Source organism: Mucilaginibacter sp. P5_A4 (genome assembly GCF_056400605.1).
In genome coordinates this window covers 78,976-100,929 of the sequence record NZ_JBFUKX010000020.1, presented here as the reverse complement: position 1 = coordinate 100,929, position 21,954 = coordinate 78,976, and the positions used below count along the sequence as shown (strand labels likewise).

The window sequence follows — 21,954 nt, the reverse complement described above, 5'->3', positions numbered from 1 at the left end:
GGTGAAAGGTGAAAGGTGAAAGGTGAAAGGTGAAAGGTGAAAGGTGAAAGGTGAATCAACCCGGCAAAAAAATTTGCCGGGTTGATTCACCTGAAAAAAACCTTTTACCTTTCACCTTTAGCCTTTCGCCTCAATTATTCGCTTCTTAAACTTTTAACAGGATTTGCAATAGCCGCTTTAATAGCCTGGAAACTTATGGTGATTAATGTAATCGCGATTGCAGCTATTGCCGAGAGGATAAACACTCCCGGCCCAACACTTATCCTGTATTCGTACTTTTGCAGCCAGCTTTGTAAAAAAAACAAAGCAATGGGCGAGGCTATTATACAACTGATAATCACCAGTAGTACAAAATCTTTTGATAACAAAAACCAGAGTTGACTAACGGTAGCACCCAATACCTTGCGCACGCCAATCTCTTTGGTACGTTGCTCTGCTATATAAGCAGCCAACCCGAAAAGGCCGAGGCATGATATAAATATGGCCAGCAAGGCGAAAATGCCCGATAGCTTACCTACTAACACTTCCTGCCCGAATTTCCGGTTATAATCATCATCAACAAACCTGTAGGAATAAGGGTAAGCGGGATTATATTTGGCAAAAATTTTATTAAGCTGATCTATTGCCTGGTGCGTATTTATATTTGGCGACAAGCGGTAAATTAGGTTATCCTGTGGATAAGTACTATACAAAAACATGGTTGGATCGGCTTTGGCAAAAGGCGAAAGCATGAGGGCGTCTTTTACAACACCAATGATCTTTAACTTTGCTCCGCCATACTTTATAACCTGGTTAATGGGATTTTTCAGGCGCAGCCGCTGTATTGCCGCTTGGTTAAATACCACGTTTTGAGTATCTGCAGCTACGTTATCATAATTCCGCCCGGATTGTATTTGCATTCCCAGGGTTTTAAAATAATCGCCGGATACCGATATGACACCCATTTCAACAGTTTCACCGGCAAATTTACCGGGCCAGTTATCAATATTGTTATGCAACCAGATGTCGGTTGCCGGACTCGATGATTGTGTAACACTTTGCACTATGCTGCTTTGAAGCAGGTCGTTTTTAAGAGCATTGTAATTTTTGCCGAGGTCGGCGTTTGAATAGGTAGTAAGCAAACGATTTATGTTATAGCCCGATTGCCTGTTCCTGGCAAACTGGATCTGCCTGTAAATCACTACAGTACTGATGATCAAAGCTATAGAACAGCTAAACTGCATAACCACTAAAGCTTTCCTGGAATACGATGCCGACCGGCCTACTTTTATAGTTCCTTTTAAAACTTTAACAGGGTTAAATGATGACAGGTAAAAGGCCGGCCTGCAGCCCGCAATGAGCGCTGTAAACAAAACACCTGCCATCATGATGAGCCAAAAAGAAATACTATTAAAAGGGATGCTTATAGCAGTACCTGTTAACGCATTAAACGGCCCTAATGCCAACTGTACAAACAACAGCGAGCACAAAAATGATATAAATGTAATTAACGCTGACTCGGTAAGGAACTGGAAGATGAGGTTACTGCGCTGAGAACCAATGGCTTTGCGAATACCTACTTCACGCGCTCGTTTTTCTGAGCGGGCGGTTGTAAGGTTGATAAAATTAACGCAGGCTATCAGCAATACTAAAATACCTATAATGCTGAAAATACGGACATATTCGATAAAACCACCGCTGGCTATGCCATTCCTGTAATCTGCATATAAATGCCAGTCTTGCAGCGGCTGCATTATCACCTCGGAGTTTTTGGCGTTGATATTATTTTCGCCTTTTTCCATGTTTTTAATTTTAGGCGCGATCTGGGCATAACTGATACCAGGCTTTAACTTTACAAATATGTTAAATCCATTATAGCCAAAGCTATTATGAGCGCCCTTCATGTATGCATTAGTTTGCTCGAGTAAACTAAATGGAATAAGATATTTAAACTGAAATGATGAGTTTAAAGGGATATCATCAACCACACCTGTTACTTTTAAATTAAAAGCATTATCAACCTTTACTACCTTGTTTATCACGTTGGTATTACCAAATAAAGCAATTGCAGTTGCCTTTGTAAGCACAATAGAATAGGCATCCTTTAATGCTGAACCCGCATCACCCTGGAGCATATGATAAGGAAAAACCTTTAAAAAATCGCTGCCAACCCGAGGGCCATCCAAAAAAAACTTTTTATCACCTACCAGCAAACCGTGTGAACCATTGCCATCTGTTGGCACTACATATTCAATCTCGGGGTAATTGCTTTTTAAAACGTCGGCTAATTTAAGTGAGGTTGAACTAAATGTTAATGTTTCGCCATTGCTGTTAAAATTGCGGCGCACCTGGTAGGCCTGCTCATAACCGGGCAAAAACTTATCGTACGAATATTCATTGTTAACCCATAATGCAATCAGTAATGCCACAGCCATCCCGGCAGCCAAACCCAATATATTTATTGCGCTGTACACCTTATTGTTAACGATATTTCGCCAGGCTATTTTCAGATAGTTTTTTATCATCTCATTTGGTTATTAGTACTTTTCGCTTCACTTTAATTAGTCCTTCCGCTTTGAGCCTTTTGCTTTAAGCTTTCTGCCATACCTTTCGCCTTCCTACTCGCTTCTCAAACTCTTCACCGGATTTGCCAGTGATGCCATTACAGACCGGTAACCTACTGTTATGGTAGCAATAATAAATGTTAACAGTATCGATTCCAGGAATATAACCGGGCCGATGGTTATCCGGTATTGAAAATCTTTCAGATAATTATGCATGGCCCACCAGGCTAATGGTGCGGCTATTACAAAAGCTATCAGCAGCAAAAAGGTAAACTCCCTGCCAAACAACCAAAGGATATTCTTTATTTCGGCTCCAAGCACTTTACGAACGCCGATCTCTTTGGTTTTACGTACCGCCATAAACGATACCAAACCATATAGGCCCAGGCAGCCTATAACTATGGCAATGCCGGCGAAAGCTTCAATTAGCGTAAGCAGGATATTATCCATCTCGTAAAACTTTTTGATACTATCATCCAAAAACTGGTATGAGTAAAGCTCTTCGGGGAAAGTTTGGTTCCAGATCTTTTCGAAAGATGCCAGCGAACTCTTTGCATTACGCATATTTATTTTGATGGCAACAGTTGAATAGTTATTAAAATTTGGCATCATACATACCGGCGAAATTTCGCTATGGAACGAGTAATTGTAAAAATCCTTAACCACTCCTACTATCGGTGCAGTAGTACGTTTGCCGTTTATCGATAGCATTTTGCCAATAACGTCCTGTGGTTTTAAATGAAGTTTTTTAACAAAGGTTTCATTCACCACAAACTCCTTTGTTGTATCAGCAGGAAAAAAATTGCGGCCAGCAACCAATTTTAAACTAAATGTTGAAAGGTAATTTTCATCCGCAGTTTTGGTATTGATACCCCAGTGCTCGTCTTCGGCCCGATGATCATAATTAACGCCGGTGGTATTATTTGATTGTGAAGCAGGCGGACGATAACAATACGAAACCTTTTCTACTCCCTGAACTTCGTTCAGGCGATTTTTCATGGTGCTTAGTTTTGTCTTATCATTTGATGGCACGGGCAGTAAAACTATACCGTCTTTCCTGAAGCCCAGATCGGCAGTTTGCGAGTAATGTAATTGCGATACAATAATGATAGTGCCAATAATTAATACCTGCGAAATAGCAAACTGTGTTACCACCAAAATACGGCGTAATGAAAAGCCGCCAACGTGTTCTTGCGATAGCTTGCTTTTAAGGGCCATAATAGGCTGAAACCTGGCTAACACCAAACCCGGATAAGAGCCGGAAAGGAAAACCACCGCAATACCTATCAGAATGATGAACACCGATAGCCCGGCAATATTAAATTGCATTTCTGATTGGAACAAATGGTTTATTGCAGGTAAGGCCACATACGATATCCCTACCGCTAAAACAACCGCCACAACCGTTATTAAAGCAGTTTCGGCTATAAACTGCCAAAAAAGCTGGTGAGGCAGGCTACCCAATACTTTGCGGATCCCAACTTCTTTTGAGCGGTTAAGCGCCTGTGCTGTTGCCAGGTTTACAAAATTTACGCAGGCAGTAATAATCAGGAATATCCCTATAAAAAATAGCGCCCATAAATACTTTTTATCTGCGTAACCGTCAAGCTCGGCGTTAAAATGAATATCGCTAATAGGTTGTAGTTTAAAAAACCACACTTTCAGGTCGCGGCCTGTGTAGTGTTTTTTTACAATTTCGGCCAAAGCTTTTTCGCCCTGAGTTTTTGATATGCCTGTTTTAAGCTTTGTAAATGCCTCGCTCCCACTGTATACACCGCCCCAATTATCTTCMCGGCGCTTATCAGTGTATTCTTCCATGCTGCCATATGATAAATAGATCTGCTGCCGACGGTCGGTATTGGCTGGTATATCTTTTAAAATACCGGTAATGGTAAAATTCACTTTATTATCCAGGCGAATCACCTTACCCACGGCATTACCGTTGCCAAAGTATTTATGCGCTATTTTTTCGGTGATAATGGCTTCGCCGGGCGCTACCAATACCGTTTTTATATCTCCTTTTAACAACGGAAAATTCAATATATCAAAGTATGGGGTTTCTGCAAAAGCCACACCATCTTCTTCCTCAAACTTTTTAACATCGTTACCCTTTGTGATCGTGATCAGGGGTCGATGAAGGTTTATTACCCTTGCTGTTTTTTCGCCCAGGGTAAAATCGTTTCTGAATGTTTTTCCTAAAGGCTGGGGTACTCCGTTTGATTTATCAATCCCCTCATCATGCCACTCGGTATACAAGCGAAAAACCCTGTCGGGATCTTTATGAAAAGTATCAAAGCTGAGGTGATAGGTTATCAGCGTAAAAATCAAAATGCCGCAGGCAATACCAAGCGCCAAACCAATAACACTAATAGCTGCGTAAGCTTTATTACGCTTTAAATTTCTCCAGGCTATTTTAATGTAGTTCTTTATCATGATGTTAGTTCATTTGTTCACTTGTTCATTAGTTCATTGGTATATGGCGGCCAGTTTTAAATCAACAATCTGATAACCGCCTGCTGCAAACTGGTCATTCGCTCCTCAAACTCTTAACAGGATTAGTCAACGCGGCTTTTATGGCCTGGAAACTAACTGTCGCCAGGGCTATCAGCATGGCTAATACCCCTGCAATGGCAAATACCCACCAATGTATAGTTATACGGTACTGGTAATTTTGCAGCCATTTGGCTATGGCCCACCAGGCTACCGGGAATGCTATCAGGCATGAAATACCTACCAGCTTTAAAAAATCCTTTGATAACAAACCTGTTAAACCCGCAACTGTAGCACCCAATACCTTGCGGATTCCTATTTCCTTTATCCTGCGTTCGGCCGTATAGGCAGCAAGGCCGAATAAGCCAAGACATGATATGAATATTGCCAGGGATGCAAAAACACCTGCCAGATTGCCGGTTAGGGTTTCGGTTATAAACAGTTGGTTAAAATCCTCATCAATAAACTTGTATTCAAAAGGGTAACCAGGATTATTTCCTTTTAAAATATCTCCTGTTTTGGTTAATGCTTCTTTCAAGTTTACACCTGCCTTTAACCTTACACTTAAAACCCTTGTAACTTCGGGATGGTTATATAGCAAAAGCGGGGCGCCCGACATGTACATATCGTTGTACAAAAAATCTTTAATGATGCCGGTTATTGTAAGCACTTTATTACCGCCATCCCTTATTATCCCTCCTACGTGGCCCTCTTTTCCCATTTGCCTGGCAAATGCTTCATTGATGATCACATTATTACTGTCAAGTTTTGGATCAGAATAAAAATCCCTGCCCGATGTTAGCTTCATACCCATGGTTTTCACAAACTGCGGACTAACATTTTCCCACGTGATTAGTGGATTTTTGGATGCATCCTTACCTTTCCATGCGTAGTTATCGGTATTATTCCAGATCTGTACTACCGGGTATTCACTTAGAGCAGCATCCTCAACAAACCCCGATTGTTTTAAATCATTATATATTCCTGTAAAATGATCGGTTAATTTGCCTTGTGCATTAATATAGATCAGGTTACTTTTACTATAACCCAGTTCCCTGTTTTTTACATGCTGAATTTGCTGGTATATAACAACCGTTCCGATAATGAGTATAATGGAAACAGAAAACTGCATAACAACCAGGCCTTGCCTGATGAAGCCCGCACCGGTGCCCGATTTAAGTTTCATGCTTTTTAATACCGTTACCGGGTTAAAGGATGAGAGATAAAATGCCGGGTAGCTACCTGCCAGTAAACCCGTTACCCCGCCTATTGCAACCAGGTAAATAAGATGGCCGGATTCAAATACATTGACCGACAAATCTTTTTGTACCAGGTTTTTAAATGATGGCAGGGCTATATAAATTAAACCTACAGCTATCACTACAGCAATAAATGACATTATAACAGCTTCACCTATAAACTGACCAATCAGCTTTCCTTTACCTGCTCCCATTACCTTGCGTACCCCTACTTCTTTAGCCCGTTTCTCTGATCGCGCGGTAGACAGGTTCATGAAGTTGATACAGGCAATAATTAAAATAATGAAAGCTATGGCTGCAAAAAGCCGCACATATTCTATCCTGCCGCCATCCATTTTACCATTGGTGAAATTATCGTACAGGTTCCAATCGTTCATGGCAAAAACGAATGCTTGGGTTTTATTACCGGTCTTTTTTGTACCAAGATAATTCGATAGCTTTTTATTAACTGCCCTAACATCCGCCGATGGTTCCAGCTCAACATAAGTACGCGCCCAGTTGGCGCCCCAATCCTGCATCCAGGGCATTTTATGGTCGATATTTGTTAACGGAGCAAGCCAGTGAAACTGCAGGGTGGAATTTTTTGGCAGATCTTTAAATACCCCGGTTACCGTAAAATCCTGCTCATTATTCATCCTGAGGGTTTTACCTACCGGATCGGTATTACCAAAAAACTTTTTAGCCATGAGCTCGCTAATCACCACCGAATGGATCTGCTGCAGCGCATTTGCGCTTTTCCCATATACAAAAGGCATATTAAGTATTGGTAATATTTCTGCGTCGGCATAACTACCGGGTTCGTTAATTGCCTTATCGCCAAGTGAAAATAGCTGGTGATCACTTCCCGCTGTACGGGCCGCGTTTTTTATACCGGGGATGTCGGCCTTTAAAGCTTTGGCCATAGGGCCAGGCGTAGCACGGAAGGTGGATATTTTACCATTGTAGGTTTGGTTTTCGAAAACAGTATAAAGGTTGTTCCGCTTCTCAAAATTATGATTAAAGGTCATTTCATCCTGCACCCACAAAAATATCATAGATGCACAGGCTATACCTATAGCCAGGCCCGCAATATTTAAAAAACTATGCGCCTTATTATTAAACAAGACGCGAAGTGCGGTTTTAAAATAGTTCTTTATCATAATGATTAAATTCTAAACCCTAAATTGACTTCCTCTTTTCAATGACCAATGACCGATGACCGATGACCAATTACCAATGACCAATTACCAATGACCAATGACGAAATTACTCGCTCCTCAAACTTTTCACCGGGTTTGCCACTGCAGCGCGTACCGCTTTATAACCAACAGTTACCCAGGCAATAATTACCGATGTGCCAATAGCTAACAGGAATACCCAGGCATTGAGTGATATGCGGTAAGCAAAGTTTTGAAGCCAGCCCGTCATTACATACCAGGCCAAAGGCATGGCTATTACAAAGGATATTACAATAAGCACTATAAATTCCTTAGAAAACAGGTAAACAATACTGCTTACCGAAGCCCCTAGTACCTTGCGTATACCAACCTCTTTGGTTCGCTGCACAGCCATAAAAGATACCAGGCCATATAAACCCAGGCACGATATAAAAATGGCTATGCCAGCAAATATTTTATAAACCAGGGCCATCTGGTTTTCAGATTGATAAAATTTAGCAATATTCTCATCCAGGAAATATCCGTTGTAGGCATATTGCGGATAAGTGTTCTCCCACATTTTTTGCAGGTCGGCAACCGTTTTGCTTAGTGTTTTGGTTTGAACCTTGATGGCTACAATGCCTTCAAATTTTTTGGCCGCGCTTATTACAATTGGTTTTACAGTTTCGCGCAGCGAATTAGTTTTAAAATCCTTAACCACACCGGTTATCGGCATCCATTTACCGCCGCCAAGGCGTACGGTTTTACCAATGGCGTTTTCGGCGTTTTGAATACCCAACTTATGAATAAAAGTTTCGTTAACTACTACCTGCCGAGCGGTATCGCTTACATCATAACCCTTCCCAGCTGTAAATTGCAGACCGAAAGTTTTAAAATAGTCCGCATCGCCAAATTTTAAATAGGTATTAAAGCCGTTATCTTTTGTGGAGTTATTAAAGTTGAAATTGGTACCCCAGTTGTTTTCTGACGATGGCGCATCTGAGGCAAAACTTACCGATTTTACAGCCGGATTTTGTAGTAACTGTTGTTTAAAAGAGTTTATTTTCCCCAAACTAATGCTATCGGTATAACCGGGAATGATCAATAGTGCTTCCTTATTAAAACCCAGATCGGCCTTATTTACATAATCCATCTGGTTCACGGCTACAATGGTACCGATGATAAGCAATTGCGAAATTGCGAACTGCGCAACCACTAATGCTCTGCGCAGCGGGATGCCCCCTATTGAGGCTGCAGTAATTTTGTTTTTTAAAGCCAGTACCGGTTTAAAGCCCGATACCACTAAAGCCGGATAGATTCCGGATAAAAGGATAACGATCACCGTAACCGCGGCTAAAAACAGCATATTCTGAACATTGAACAAGCCAATGCTTTCCGGAACATTCGCAATGTTTTTGAGTTGTGGCAATGCTAATTTGGCTACCGCGAGTGCCAGTATTACCGAAAATAAAACAACAAGCATAGTTTCGCCAATAACCTGGGCTATCAGTTGCTTGCGGGTGCTGCCTAAAACCTTACGGATCCCTACCTCTTTTGAACGCCCTACTGATTGCGCTGTTGATAGGTTAATAAAGTTGATAGATGCCATGATAATAATAAGCACCGCTATAAATGAAAGCGTACGTAAGGTGGCATAGCTCATGGTATGATCGGCAAGCGGGTTGCCAAAGCGGGTATCAAAATGAAAAAGTGATAAGGGTTGGGCGAGTAAATGAGTTTCGGAAATTCCTTTTTTGTAATGCTTAGTCGAAAATATTTTCAACTGCGCGCTCACATTATCCTGGCTGAGGTTTGATGGGAACAGCATAAATACCTGGTGGTTACTGCTGGTTGATCCCCATTCGTTGCTGTAGTTATAATCTTTGCCATGCGCTTTCCAGGAAACAAATGACACCATTATTTTAAATGGAAAATCGCTGTTTACCGGGGCATCTTCAATTACACCGGCAATTTTGAGCGTGAGTACATTATCCATTTTAAGGGTCTTGCCAATCACGTTTTTCCAGTCGCCAAAGTATTTGATAGCGGTACTTTTATCAATCACCACCATATCCGGGTCTTTCAAAACAGTGGCACTCCCAGCCAGCCATTTTGAACTAAAAATATCAAAAAACTGGGGCTCGATAAAAAGGACGCCAAGGTTCTCGGTGAATTTCTTATCACCATTGTTGTTGCCAGCACCTTCGGGCACGGTGATCTGGCTGCCATAACTGCCGTTTACAGCCGCTACTTTTGCCTGCGGAAAATCTAAACGCAAAGCTTCGGTAGCGGGCACTGCAATACCCGGGTTATAAGTAAGATCGGCTTCATGCTTCTCCTGGGTTACAATGTGGTATATGTTTTTGAAATTGGGTTGATCAGTATCAAAACTCAATTCAAATTTGATAATCACAAAAATGAGTAAACAAGCTGCAATGCCAACGGTTAACCCAGCTACATTAATGCTTGAATAAGCCTTATGCCTGACTATGTTTCGCCAGGCAATTTTGATATAATTTTTGATCATATTATCTGCAGATTTTGATACGTAGTTTAAAACATATACCAAAACAGCAAATAGTTAATAATCAATATATTAACATAAGTTAACAATACGAATGTGTTCGTAAGTGTGACAGTGGGTGTACGGTAATGATACAGTGATTTTGCAGGAATAATGACAACAGACATTAAAGCAGCCACGGAGACGGTTAGCGTTTAACCTTAGCTAATGCCCTGGTTATATCCGATAGGTAAACCTGGTCTGGTTCTTCTTTATAAGGATCTGCCCGGTGGTAGCCGGTTTCAAGGAAAAGTTCACGGGCGTGGCTGAGCGATTTGGATGCCTTAATTTTGTCGTTCATGGCTAAATACACAAGGCCAATATAATAATGAACATCTGCAAGCTTTTCGTACTTCTTAACTTCCTGCTTCAGATCGGCCAATGCCGGGGTATATTTTTTCATATTCAACAACGTTACGCCTCTATGCAAATAATCATACAGGCCTAAATTTTTTTTCTTTTCATGGTCGCCAATGCATTCATTAAAATAATGCATGGCCAGTTTATTATTGCCCATTTCGCGCTGGGCCATAGCCATTACCATGCGGAGGTCGTAGTCGCCATCGCCCGTGTAACCGGGCAAACCGTTGGTGAGTGTATATAAACGGGACAAATCGGCATAACAGTTTTTGTAATCCTTCAGGAATTTAAAATAACACCAGCCCCTAATGCCTAAGTATGCACCCGGATCGGCTTGTACCGCTTTATCCATTAATACTTTCCAGGTGTAAATATCGCCACGTTTTAAATAAGGCACCGACATTTCACATAACGTTGGCCCAAAAGTGGCGCAGGCCTGCAGCGAATAGATAAACAGTTGCTGAGAGTTTTTAGATCCTTGTGCATATTGAATAGCGTCTGTATAGTACTGGCATGCCAACTGGTGTGGCTTATCGGTATAAACATTGCAATTAGTTTGTGCATTAAGTACACCCCCACTTAACCATATTAAGGCCAACAAATACTTTTTCATATGGCTATATCTTTAACATGACCATTAACAACTTTGAAGTACAAATAATAATAGGTATCGCAAATTGTTCCATTGGGAAGTTTACCGGGGATCCACCCTTTTAAACTTTTAACAGCCTCTGATACCATGGTAACAAAAATCGGCGAAAAGACGACCTTTCGATAACTGGCATCTAACTGGTAAATTCTGAACCAGCCGGTTTGCCCTTTACAGTTTACAATAAACCGTACGGTAACTGAGCCTGTAACGGGTTTGAACTGTGGCTGATAAACCATTTTGTTAAACAGTTCTTTCTTTAAAGCTTTTGCCTCCCCCTTATAGGAGGTATTTAACCCGTAGTATTGATAAATGTTGTCCTTGTCGCAAAGCTTAAAATCGTATTGATCTGTTTGCGGGTTAAATATAATATCGCCAACCTGGTTTGGTAAATGAACAGTATCCGGCAGTTTATCCTGCGCAAAAATATTATAAGTGAAGAAACTGAGAATTAGGGTACTTATAATATATCTCATTTGTAGGTAAACATAAAAAAAGGCGCTGTAAAACGCGGGGTGTGACAAGTTATTTTTGTTTAAAAACAAATAAAACGGCAAATTCCGGAAACTATAGCCAGCTATTCATTTCGCAAACTATTTACCGGGTTGGCCATAGCCGCTTTAAGTGATTGATAGCTTACAGTTACAAATGCAATGAGTATGGCAATAACAGCAGCAAGTGCAAATACCCACCATTGAATAGCTATGCGGTAAGCAAAATCCTGCAGGTATTTGCTCATCATGAGCCAGGCTATTGGTGAGGCCACAACAATCGCGATGAGCACCAATTTAATAAAATCGATCGAAAGCAAGCCGGTAATGTTTGCCACCGATGCACCAAGTACCTTACGAATACCGATCTCTTTGGTACGCTGGATGGTAAGCAGCGAGATCAGCCCTAAAAGACCAAGACAGCTGATAAAAATCGCTATTATAGCGCTCGATGTGATAAGCTTATTTAACAGGTCTTCCTTTTGATAAAAACCGGCTATTTGCTCATCCAGAAAACTATATTCAAAAACGTTATCAGGAAACACCGATTGCCATATTTTTTGCACCTGGGCCAAAGCCTCAGCGCGGTTTTTCATATCTATCCTGATACCGGCATATTGATAGGCACTACGAAAGGTACTGATATACGTTGGTTCAATGGCTTTGTATAATGATTTGGCATGAAAATCTTTCACTACGCCAACAATAGTACCAGGGATCTCAGAGAGATCGCCGGCCGTAAATTTGCGACCGATGATCTGCCGCGGATCTTTTACGCCTAATTTTTGCATGAGTTGTTCGTTCACCAGGTATTCTTTAGCCGAATCAGCTTCGGCAATGTTCCTCCCGGCAATGATACGGAGACCGAAAGTTTTAGCATATCCGGCGTCGCCCATAACGGTACGCCCAACAAATTTTTCCCATTCACGGCTATCGTATTTTATCGAGCCACCTTTATCCGCAGTTGATGATGGCGCCCGGTAGCAAAAAGAAACCGCACTGATGCCCGGATTGGCCAATAACTGGTTACGTAGAAAATCTGTTTTACCCTTATCAAAATCGGGCAACGGCAGCATGATCACCCCGGTTTTGTTAAAGCCAAGGTCGGCAGTTTTAAGGTAACGCACCTGCATGGTAATAATGATAGTGCCTATGATGAGCACCTGTGCTATGACATTTTGAACAACTATCAAACTTTTACGGCTAAATCCGGCAGATTGCGAGTCGCCATTCACCTGGTTTTTCAATGCGTTCACCGGTTTAAACCTGCTCAAAATTAAGGCGGGGTAAAAACCTGCAGCTATAGTGATGATAGCTACGGAGAGTACAATAAAGGCAAACAGCGCTGTATCATGCTCAAAATTAAACGTAAGCGTTGTTTGCAGCCAGGAGTTTAAAACAGGCAAAAACAGCCATACGGATAAAACAGCCAGTAAACCGGCAGATAAAACTATCAATGAAGTTTCGGCAACAAACTGGATAAATATTGCCGATGGCGTACTCCCTAAAACCTTGCGGGTGCCAATTTCTTTGGCCCGCTTAAAGCTTTGCGCAGTTGCCATATTGATGAAGTTAACGCAGGCTATAACGATAAGCAGTAAACCTACAATACCAAGCGTGGTCAGTAACGATTTCTGTATCACGCCACTGTACCTGCCATCAAAATGCACTTCATTAATGGGTTGTAAAATATACTTGAAAATTTTTGCCGCGTCCTTATCCTGAACTTTGGTTATGGCTGCTTCGACCGTTTTGGATGAAAGGTTTGGGGGCAAAGACAGAAAAATCACATTTCGCGAGTCTTCCCAAGACCAACTCTCCTGGAAATCCTTTTGAACATCCGGGTAAAGTGTTTTAATGGCTGTGAGCGATAAAAACATATCGCATTTAAAATCCGTATTGTCTACGTTATCCGCCAGTACTCCCGTTATTTTAAAGTTATGCTTACTATCCAGGCCAATTACCCGGCCAACTGCATCATCTGTACCAAAATATTTTTGAGCCAGCTTATGGGTAATAACTGCATTGTCGGGGTCATTAAAAGCAGTTTTGGGGCTGCCGCCAAGCCAATTATAATCAAGCATATTAAACCAATGCTTGTCGGTAAGACCAACATTTTCCTTTTCATAAAACAACTTCTTCCCCGCATCATCCTTTTGCCGCACCGAGATGGTAAACGATCGTTTTTGAACAAGTATAGCCGCGTCCTTTATCTGCGGCAACTCGGCTTTGATGGCGCGCACTAAGACCATTGGCGCACCGCGTTCATAAAGCGTGCTGCCATCCTCAAGGTGCACCTGTTCTACGATTTTATAAAGCGATTTTTTGTTATGGTGATAGGCATCAAAACTTAGGTGATAGGTAATAAACTGGAATAAAATAATACTACAGGCTATCCCCAGCCATAAGCCAAATACATTGATCAGCGTATAAAACTTATGTTTCCACAGGTTGCGCCATGCTATTTTGAAGTAGTTTTTGATCATAATATTTACTTTATACGATGATAGCTAAAACTCTTTAAATGAGAAGTTAAAATGTGTTAAAAGGCTAAAGACTAAAGACTAAAGACTAAAGGCTAAAGGCTAAAGGCTAAAGGCTAAAGGCTAAAGGCTAAAGGCTAAAGGCTAAAGGCTAAAGGCTAAAGGCTAAAGGCTAAAGGCTAAAGGCTAAAGGCTAAAGGCTAAAAAGAAAGCTTGCGCTTTCTTTTTAGATAATTATAACTTTTTGCTTTAAGCCTTCGGCTTTAAGCTTATTACTCGCTTCTCAAACTTTTTACCGGGTTAGCCACTGCCGCCTTTACCGTTTGAAAACTTAACGTAAACAGGGCCGTTAACAACATACCTGCTCCACTTGCCACAAAGATCCACCAGCTGATAGATGTACGATCAGCAAAGTTTTCCATCCATTTATTCATGGCGTACCAGGCAGCCGGAGTTACTATGACAAAAGCCAGTACAATTAATAATATCAGCTCGGTTGAAAGCAATCTTACTATTTGCGCTACAGATGCGCCAAGCACCTTGCGCACCCCTATTTCTTTAGTACGCAGACTGGTGGTATACATGGCCAAACCTAATAAACCTAAACAACTGATAAAGATTGATAAGCCGGTTGCCCAGGTAAGTAATGTGGAGGTATGCTGTTCCTGTTCGTAAAATTTGGCTATATCGGCGTCAAAAAAGTGATACTCAAAATCATCTTCAGGGTATAATTGTTTCCAGGCAATTTGCATGCTGCTGATGGCTTTCTTCCAATCATTTCCTCCTTCCGTTTGTGGTTTTAAGGCTATATGAAAAGTACGGTTTCCAAACCTGTTCCCCGGTATCAAAATAGTTAGGGGCTTAATAGGAGAATGTAACGATTTCTGGTAAAAATCTGCGGCGACTCCAACAATTTCAATTTTCTGTTTGTCGTGGTCCAGAATTTTACCGATAGCATCGGCTGGATTTTTAAAGCCTAATATCTTCGCATAGGTATTGTTAATAATAAGGGCTTTTGCCGAATCAGCCTGCCTGATGTTGCGGCCGGCCAGCAACCTGATATGATAAACCTGTATATAGTTTTCGTCGGCATATTTTTGCTGAACATCTGTTTTTATTTCCTTCCTGCCGTCCTTATAAGTAATTTCGGTGCTGTTGGTATTGCCTGACGATGGCGCAGCACCGCCAATGCTTATCATATCTACCTGTGGAATGCTTGCCAGTTTGTTTTTAAACACTTGTTTCAGGCCGTCGTGTGTATTCTTAAACGGAATGGTAATATTCACGATAGCATCTTTTTTAAAGCCGAGATCCTTATGCAAAGCATAATAAATTTGTTTGCTTACCAGTATAGTAGCCATGATAAAAAACTGGGCTATTATAAACTGCATTACCGTTAACGATTTACGCAATACAGCATTGCGGGTTTTACTTGAGCCCGACTGAGCCTGTTTTTTTAGCACCAATACAGGCTTATAAGCAGATAGTACCAATGCCGGATAAAATCCGGAAAGTAAGGTTACTACAAAAGTGAGCGCAACCAGGAACAAAATTAAGCTGCTTTGGCGTATATAATCAATCGTGATCTCCTTTGGGATAAAATCTGTGAATAACTTAAGTATCACCGGAGCAAGGCACATGGCTATAATTACCGCGAATACGGTTACCAGGAAAGTTTCGCTTAAAAACTGGCCGATAAGCTGACTGCGGGTACTGCCCATGGTTTTGCGGATACCTATTTCCTTTGCCCGCTGTGAGGCCTGGGCTGTAGTGAGGTTTACAAAGTTGATGCAGCCCAGCACAAGTAAAAACGCGGCGATAACCAGCAAGCCATATAAAGTAGTTTTATTGGCTATGCGCCCGTTATCGAAATTACTGTAATCTTTGTTGAAATGCAGGTCATTTAATGGCTGCAGATGAAACATCTGTTTATTCCCGGCATTCTCCTTTTTGGGCGGATTATGTTTTTTGAGCAATACATTCAGCTGCTTTTCTACATTGGCAGCATTAGCGTTACCGGCAAGCTTAATAAATAACGCCGATGCCGAAGTTGTGCTGCCCCATTCGGTTAATTGCAAATTCCCCTTCAGGTCGGCATTACTCAGCCCGGTACTGTATGATATAAAATTGCGAAAGTAAAAATCTGTGTTGTGTACAGGTGTTTGTACAATGCCCGTTACCGTTGTTTTAATAGTATCAAAAATTACAGTTTTACCAAGCACCTGGCTATAAGGTACATTCGGGAAATAAATTTTAGCCTGGTCTGAAGTAATGACCAATTTATAAGGCTCATTTAATGCAGTTGAAGGAGAACCAGCTAACCAGTTGTATTTAAATAACTTGAAATAGCGGCCATCTGCAAGCACAGCATCATTCTGATTTTTAAATTTAACCGGAACATCGGCTCCAGCTTTCGGTACAAACACATCTGTTTGGTATAATGTAAAAAATGGCACTACATCTTTTAAACCAGTAACCTCGGACCTGACAGCACCCGGAAGCGGGCCTGCTACTCCGCTATTATAAGCCACTTCGCCCGAGAATGAATATTCAGAAACTACCCTGTATATCCTATCCCGATCCTGGTGAAACTTATCAAAAGTAAAATCAAAATTTACAATAACGTAAATTACCAATGCGGCACTAATGCCAATGGATAAACCAACAATGTTAATCATTGTAAACAGCTTATGCCGCCCGAAATTGCGGAAAGCGATCTTTAAGTAATTTTTTATCATCTTTTTAGTTCATTAGTTCAATCGTTCATTAGTGGTATTCTTCATTAGTTTTTAGCATTTGTCTTTAACACATCAATATCAATCAAACAAGATCAGTGAACAAATGAACTAATGAACAAACCTATTCGCTCCTCAAACTCTTAACCGGGTTCGCCGTTGCTGCTTTGATGGATTGAAAGCTGATAGTTACAAAAGCAATCACCAAAGCAATAATGCCAGCCATTACAAACACCCACCATTGGATGCTGACGCGGAAAGCAAAATCAAGCAGCCATTTACTCATGGTATACCAGGCTACAGGCAGAGCAATTACAGAGGCGATTAGCACCAGCTTCAAAAAGTCTTTTGATAGTTCGGTTACTATTTGCGGGATGCTGGCGCCTAATACCTTACGCACCCCAATCTCTTTAACCCTTTGTGTAATGGTAAATGCCGACAAGCCAAATAACCCCAAACATGCTATAAATATGGCAATGAACGAGAATATGGTGAACAGGTTCCCCTGCTGTTGCTCGCTATCATACAGTTTCTGGAATTTCTCATCCAAAAAGGTGTATTCAAATGGAGTTTCGGGCTGATATTTTTTCCAGGTTTGCTCCAATGTGTTTATGGCCGACTGCACGTTCCCGCCATCTATTTTAATGGATAGTCTGCCGTAATTATTATTAGCGAATGATGGCATGCGCATTAACAACGGGATGATATTTTGGTGCAGCGATTCGAAATGAAAATCATTAACTACGCCTATAACTTTTCCGTTTACGCCACCATAGCTTATTTCCCTGCCTATGGCGCTTTCAGGCGTTTTCCAGCCTAATACTTTTGCAGCAGAAACATTTATTATATAGTTATTACTATCGGTAGCAAAATCCTTTGAAAAATTACGGCCGGCTGCCAACTTCACGCCATAAGTTGGGATAAACCCATAATCGGCATTAATGTTCTTAACGTCGGCTTTAACAGCCTGTATTGTGCTGCCCTGTATAACGGAAATACCCTGATCATCCAGTAAACGCCCCGACGGAATCCTTGATGAACGACCAACACCCTTTATAGTACCATCCTTCATCACTTCGTTTTTAAATACCTCAAACTGGCTTGGACTAAATGCATTACCCATGGTTACCAAATGATCTTTATTAAAGCCCAGGGATTTTTGCTGCATGTACCTCAATTGCTGAAATACAATGGTTGTTGCCACTATCAAAATAATGGAAATAGAAAACTGCAAAACCACCAATACCTTACGGAATGAGATATTCCCAGAGCCTACTTTTAACATTCCCTTTAAAACTTTAATCGGTTTAAACGACGACATAAAGATGGCCGGATAAATACCGCTAATAATGCCTATCACAAATGGCATAGCTACAACAGTCACAATTATTTGAGGCTGAAATAACTGGTTAAACGAAAGCGTAAGCCCCGAAAATTTATTAATCAGCGGCATAATGAGCCAGGTGATAACCAGTGCCAGTATTAACGAAAAAGCAGTTATTAATACCGATTCACTTAAAAATTGGGTGATGATCTCTTTTTGCTGCGCCCCAATTACCTTACGGATGCCGATCTCCTTAGCCCTTAAGGTTGAGCGTGCTGTTGACAGGTTCATATAGTTGATACAGGCTATCAGTAAAATGAACAAGGCAATTGCCGAAAATATATAAACCCGTTTGATATCACCATTCTGCTCTAACTCATCATCCAGGTGCGAGTTCAGGTGGATGCTCAGAAATTTCTGGAAGGATAATTTGCTGTTCTTTGATTCATTATTGCCAACATACTTATCTAAAAAAGCCGGGAACTGCGAGGCCACATGATCCACATTGTAACCTTTGGGGAATAAAAGATAAGTAAAGAATGAATTATTGCCCCAATTGGTCTCCAGCCCTTTTTTGCCGTAAATAGCGTCGTTATTCAAGGTATTGAAAGATAATAGCATTTGTGGATGCAGCTGGGCATTTTCGGGAAAAGGCTCATAGATCCCGGTAACTTTAAAGTTGTATTGGTTATCCAATCGGAGTTCCTTGTTCATCGGATCTTCATTACCGAAATATTTGCGGGCCAGCTCCGGTGTCAGCATTACAGTAAACGGTTCTGTAAGAGCTGTTTTAGGGTCACCATGAATTGTTTTTACACTAAAGAAATCAAAAAAACTCTCATCGGCAAAGTACGAACCACGCTCATTAAATAGCTTATCCTTATACCGCAATGAGCTTGAACCATTGGATAATATCCGGGTAACTTTTTTAATATCCGAAAACTCATTCTTTAACAACGGCCCAAACGGAGGCGCTACCGCTCCAAGATGAAGTGTTTCTACTCCATCCGGGGTGTTAAAACTACGGGTAACACGATAAATATCATCAGCGTTGGCGTTAAACTTGTCGTAGCTCAACTCGCTGATCACATAAACCACAATGAGCAGGCAGCAGGTTAACCCAATGGTTAATCCAAAAATATTGATGAACGAAATAAATTTGTGCCGGGTAATGTTTCGCATGGCACTGCGCAAATAATTCCTAATCATATCGTTAAATTCTAATTTTTAAACCCTAAATCCCAAACTCTAAGTGCTAACTGCTAACTTAAGCGCCCTTTTTCAAATGAACCAATGAACCAATGAACCAATGAACCAATGAACCAATGAACCAATGAACCTACTCAGTCCTCAAACTTTTCACCGGATTTGCCATAGCTGCTTTTACCGATTGAAAGCTAATTGTGATCGCGGCTACCAATACGGCTATAAAACCCGCCAATAAAAACACCCACCATTGTATACTTATGCGGTATGCAAAATCCTGCAGCCATTTATTCATGGCGTACCAGGTGATGGGAAATGAAATCAACGACGCGATAATAATAAGCTTTAAAAACTCTTTAGATAGCAGTGTTGTAATACTACCTGTTGATGCACCTAAAACTTTGCGGATGCCAATCTCCTTAACCCTCAGCCTGATCATGAAAGCGGCCAAACCAAATAAGCCCAAACTGGCTATAATTAAAGCGATAACAGCAAATACTGTAAATATTTTGCCGGTTTGCTGTTCCGCTGCATAAAGTGAGGCAAATTTCTCATCAAGGAAAGAATAACTGAATGGGAGGTCCGACTTAAAATTATTCCATTGAGCCCTCATATCAGTAATTAAGGCTTTAATATCTTTAGTTTTTACCTTAACCATAATTGAGCTCGCACTATGACCGGGTAATAACATCAGCGGTGCAATTTTCTGCCTGGCCGAAACATAATGAAAATCCTTAATTACACCCACAACTGTATAGTGAGCCCTTGCCGAGCGGACAATAGTTTTACCTACCGGATCGCTTTTACCCCAGCCCAGGTCGCGCACCAAAGCCTCGTTCACTACAACAGCCATCGAATCGCCGGGATATGACGGATAAAAATTACGACCTTTTACCACCTGGATACCTAAAGTTGGTATATAGTTTTCATCAACATGAAAAATATCAGTATGGATCTCGGCATGGCCGCCCTTATCATTAAATTCCTTAGCGTCTATCTGTGTGCCATCGATACCACCCCCAGTACCCGGAACACTGCTTGATATGGTTGCATTGATCACCTGCGGATTACGCAGCAACTCCTGTTTAAACGCGTCAATGTTGTTACGTAACGACCAGCTTTCATTTATCACCAAAACCTGGTCTTTATCGTAACCCAGTTTTTTGTTTTGCATATAATGCAATTGCTGGTAAACCACAAACGTGGCTATAATGAGTGCTGTAGATACCGCGAACTGGAAAACAATAAGCGCGCTGCGTAAATAATTTTTATTCGCCGTTTTTGTACTTCCCGTACCTCCTTTTAACACACTGATGATCTGGAAGCCCGATAAAACAAATGCAGGATAAATACCGGCTATTACTCCAACTGTAAATGCCAGTAAAAGTTCAATAATTATGGCTTTATAATTCAGGAAAAAGCTGATCCCGATGTGTTTGCCCGACAAGTTATTAAACATGGGCAACAGCAGGTAAACCAGGGCTATTGCTAATACCATGGCTCCCAAAGTAAGTAATACAGATTCGGTAAGGAACTGCGAGATCAGGCCGCTTCTTTCTGATCCTAAAACCTTGCGAATGCCTACTTCTTTACTTCGTTTTGCCGAGCTTGCGGTTGACAGGTTGGTAAAGTTGATACAAGCCAGCATCAGTATAAATATGGCTAATGCGCCAAAAATGTATACGTAATGAATATCGCCGTTGGCCTCTAACTCATACTTGGTGGCGGAGTGTAAATGAATGTCCGTTAAAGGCTGCAAATAAAACAGGAATGTATTTACTGATTTGCCGGCTTCGGCCATGTTCATACCCATATCATGGGCTATTTCGGGCACTACAAATTTCCTGACAAGGTCGTCAGGAAAGGAAGCTTCCAGTTTCTTAGGATCAGCATTTTTATTTAGCCTTATGTAAGTAAAAAATCCAATATTGCTCCATGTTTGCCTGGCGTCTCTTACAAAGGTATTCATGCTAAAAAAAGCATCGCCGTGAAAATGAGAGTCATCAGGCACCTTATCAATAAGCCCGGTAACTTTGTAAGGGTCCTTATCAACAAGTAACGATTTACCCAAAGCCGGCTGATTGCCAAAATATTTTTGCGCAAAGGCCTTGGTAATTACCATGCTATAAGGTTCTTTAAGGCATGTTTTAATATCGCCATCTGTCAACGGGATCGAAAACATTTGCAAAAAGTTAGCGTCAACCATTTGCAGGTGCTCTTCTTTAAATTTTTTCCCGTTGTATTCTATAAACGACGGTTTCCGGCCGGTAAGCCTGGTTACTTCTTCTACCTGCGGGTACTGATCTTTTATCCCTTTGGCTACTGCCACATCCACATTTGGGTACACGCTTACACCTGCGTTTTCAATAGTTTTAATACCAACCCGATAAATCTGGCCGGCTTCATGTGCATAGCTGTCATAACTTAATTCACTATAAACATAAGCAGTAATCAGCATGCAACAAGCCAATCCAACCGAAAGGCCGAACACGTTTATAAATGAAAATATTTTATTCCGCCTTAAACTACGCCAGGCGGTTTTGATATAATTTTTAAGCATCGTGATGTAATTACACCTAATGCTGTTTAAAACGCATACCAATTATTTAATTTATTGATAATCAAATATTTAATTTGTAAATTGATTTATAACTGTACGCAGGCGTAACAGTGGGTGTACGCTTATGATACACTTGTATGCCCGATAATACGCCG

The 21,954-nt window shown here is 41.1% G+C and carries 10 protein-coding genes; all 10 read right to left on the bottom strand.

Annotation, left to right across the window (positions count from 1 at the left end):
• Positions 1-134: 134 nt before the first annotated feature.
• The 10 genes from AC1DQW_RS14145 to AC1DQW_RS14100 all read right to left on the bottom strand — a co-directional run bounded on the left by AC1DQW_RS14145 (position 135) and on the right by AC1DQW_RS14100 (position 21,799).
• Positions 135-2,504, bottom strand: coding sequence for an ABC transporter permease (locus AC1DQW_RS14145; protein WP_477454671.1), 2,370 nt, complete (start codon positions 2,502-2,504; stop codon positions 135-137).
• 93 nt (positions 2,505-2,597) lie between these two features.
• A complete protein-coding gene (locus AC1DQW_RS14140) occupies positions 2,598-4,976 on the bottom strand; it encodes an ABC transporter permease (protein WP_477454670.1) in 2,379 nt (792 codons plus the stop codon).
• 94 nt (positions 4,977-5,070) lie between these two features.
• A complete protein-coding gene (locus AC1DQW_RS14135; RefSeq protein WP_477454669.1) occupies positions 5,071-7,431 on the bottom strand; it encodes an ABC transporter permease in 2,361 nt (786 codons plus the stop codon).
• A gap of 106 nt (positions 7,432-7,537) precedes the next feature.
• A complete protein-coding gene (locus AC1DQW_RS14130) occupies positions 7,538-9,955 on the bottom strand; it encodes an ABC transporter permease (RefSeq protein WP_477454668.1) in 2,418 nt (805 codons plus the stop codon).
• A gap of 184 nt (positions 9,956-10,139) precedes the next feature.
• Positions 10,140-10,964, bottom strand: coding sequence for a hypothetical protein (locus tag AC1DQW_RS14125; RefSeq protein ID WP_477454667.1), 825 nt, complete (start codon positions 10,962-10,964; stop codon positions 10,140-10,142).
• Positions 10,961-11,476 (bottom strand): hypothetical protein, encoded by a 516-nt coding sequence (locus AC1DQW_RS14120; protein ID WP_477454666.1) that lies wholly within the window; start codon positions 11,474-11,476, stop codon positions 10,961-10,963. Before AC1DQW_RS14120 ends, AC1DQW_RS14125 begins: the two co-directional genes overlap by 4 nt.
• A gap of 101 nt (positions 11,477-11,577) precedes the next feature.
• On the bottom strand, positions 11,578-13,977 hold the full coding sequence (locus AC1DQW_RS14115; RefSeq protein WP_477454665.1) for an ABC transporter permease: 2,400 nt from the start codon (positions 13,975-13,977) through the stop codon (positions 11,578-11,580).
• A 269-nt stretch (positions 13,978-14,246) separates the two neighbouring features.
• Positions 14,247-16,712 carry an ABC transporter permease gene (locus tag AC1DQW_RS14110; protein WP_477454664.1) on the bottom strand — a complete coding sequence of 822 codons (2,466 nt, stop codon included), beginning with the start codon at positions 16,710-16,712 and terminating at the stop codon, positions 14,247-14,249.
• Positions 16,713-16,833: 121 nt separating this feature from the next.
• Entirely contained in the window at positions 16,834-19,242 is a 2,409-nt protein-coding gene (locus AC1DQW_RS14105; RefSeq protein ID WP_477454663.1) for an ABC transporter permease, read from the bottom strand.
• Positions 19,243-19,372: 130 nt separating this feature from the next.
• Positions 19,373-21,799 (bottom strand): ABC transporter permease, encoded by a 2,427-nt coding sequence (locus AC1DQW_RS14100; protein WP_477454662.1) that lies wholly within the window; start codon positions 21,797-21,799, stop codon positions 19,373-19,375.
• Between the last annotated feature and the right edge of the window lie 155 nt (positions 21,800-21,954).

Bases quoted from the DNA above. Each gene is read 5' to 3' on its own strand.
- AC1DQW_RS14135 (WP_477454669.1), bottom strand. From the start codon at position 7,431: ATGATAAAGAACTATTTTAAAACCGCACTTCGCGTCTTGTTTAATAAT.
- AC1DQW_RS14115 (WP_477454665.1), bottom strand. From the start codon at position 13,977: ATGATCAAAAACTACTTCAAAATAGCATGGCGCAACCTGTGGAAACAT.
- AC1DQW_RS14110 (WP_477454664.1), bottom strand. From the start codon at position 16,712: ATGATAAAAAATTACTTAAAGATCGCTTTCCGCAATTTCGGGCGGCAT.
- AC1DQW_RS14130 (WP_477454668.1), bottom strand. From the start codon at position 9,955: ATGATCAAAAATTATATCAAAATTGCCTGGCGAAACATAGTCAGGCAT.
- AC1DQW_RS14125 (WP_477454667.1), bottom strand. From the start codon at position 10,964: ATGAAAAAGTATTTGTTGGCCTTAATATGGTTAAGTGGGGGTGTACTT.
- AC1DQW_RS14100 (WP_477454662.1), bottom strand. From the start codon at position 21,799: ATGCTTAAAAATTATATCAAAACCGCCTGGCGTAGTTTAAGGCGGAAT.
- AC1DQW_RS14105 (WP_477454663.1), bottom strand. From the start codon at position 19,242: ATGATTAGGAATTATTTGCGCAGTGCCATGCGAAACATTACCCGGCAC.
- AC1DQW_RS14120 (WP_477454666.1), bottom strand. From the start codon at position 11,476: ATGAGATATATTATAAGTACCCTAATTCTCAGTTTCTTCACTTATAAT.
- AC1DQW_RS14145 (WP_477454671.1), bottom strand. From the start codon at position 2,504: ATGATAAAAAACTATCTGAAAATAGCCTGGCGAAATATCGTTAACAAT.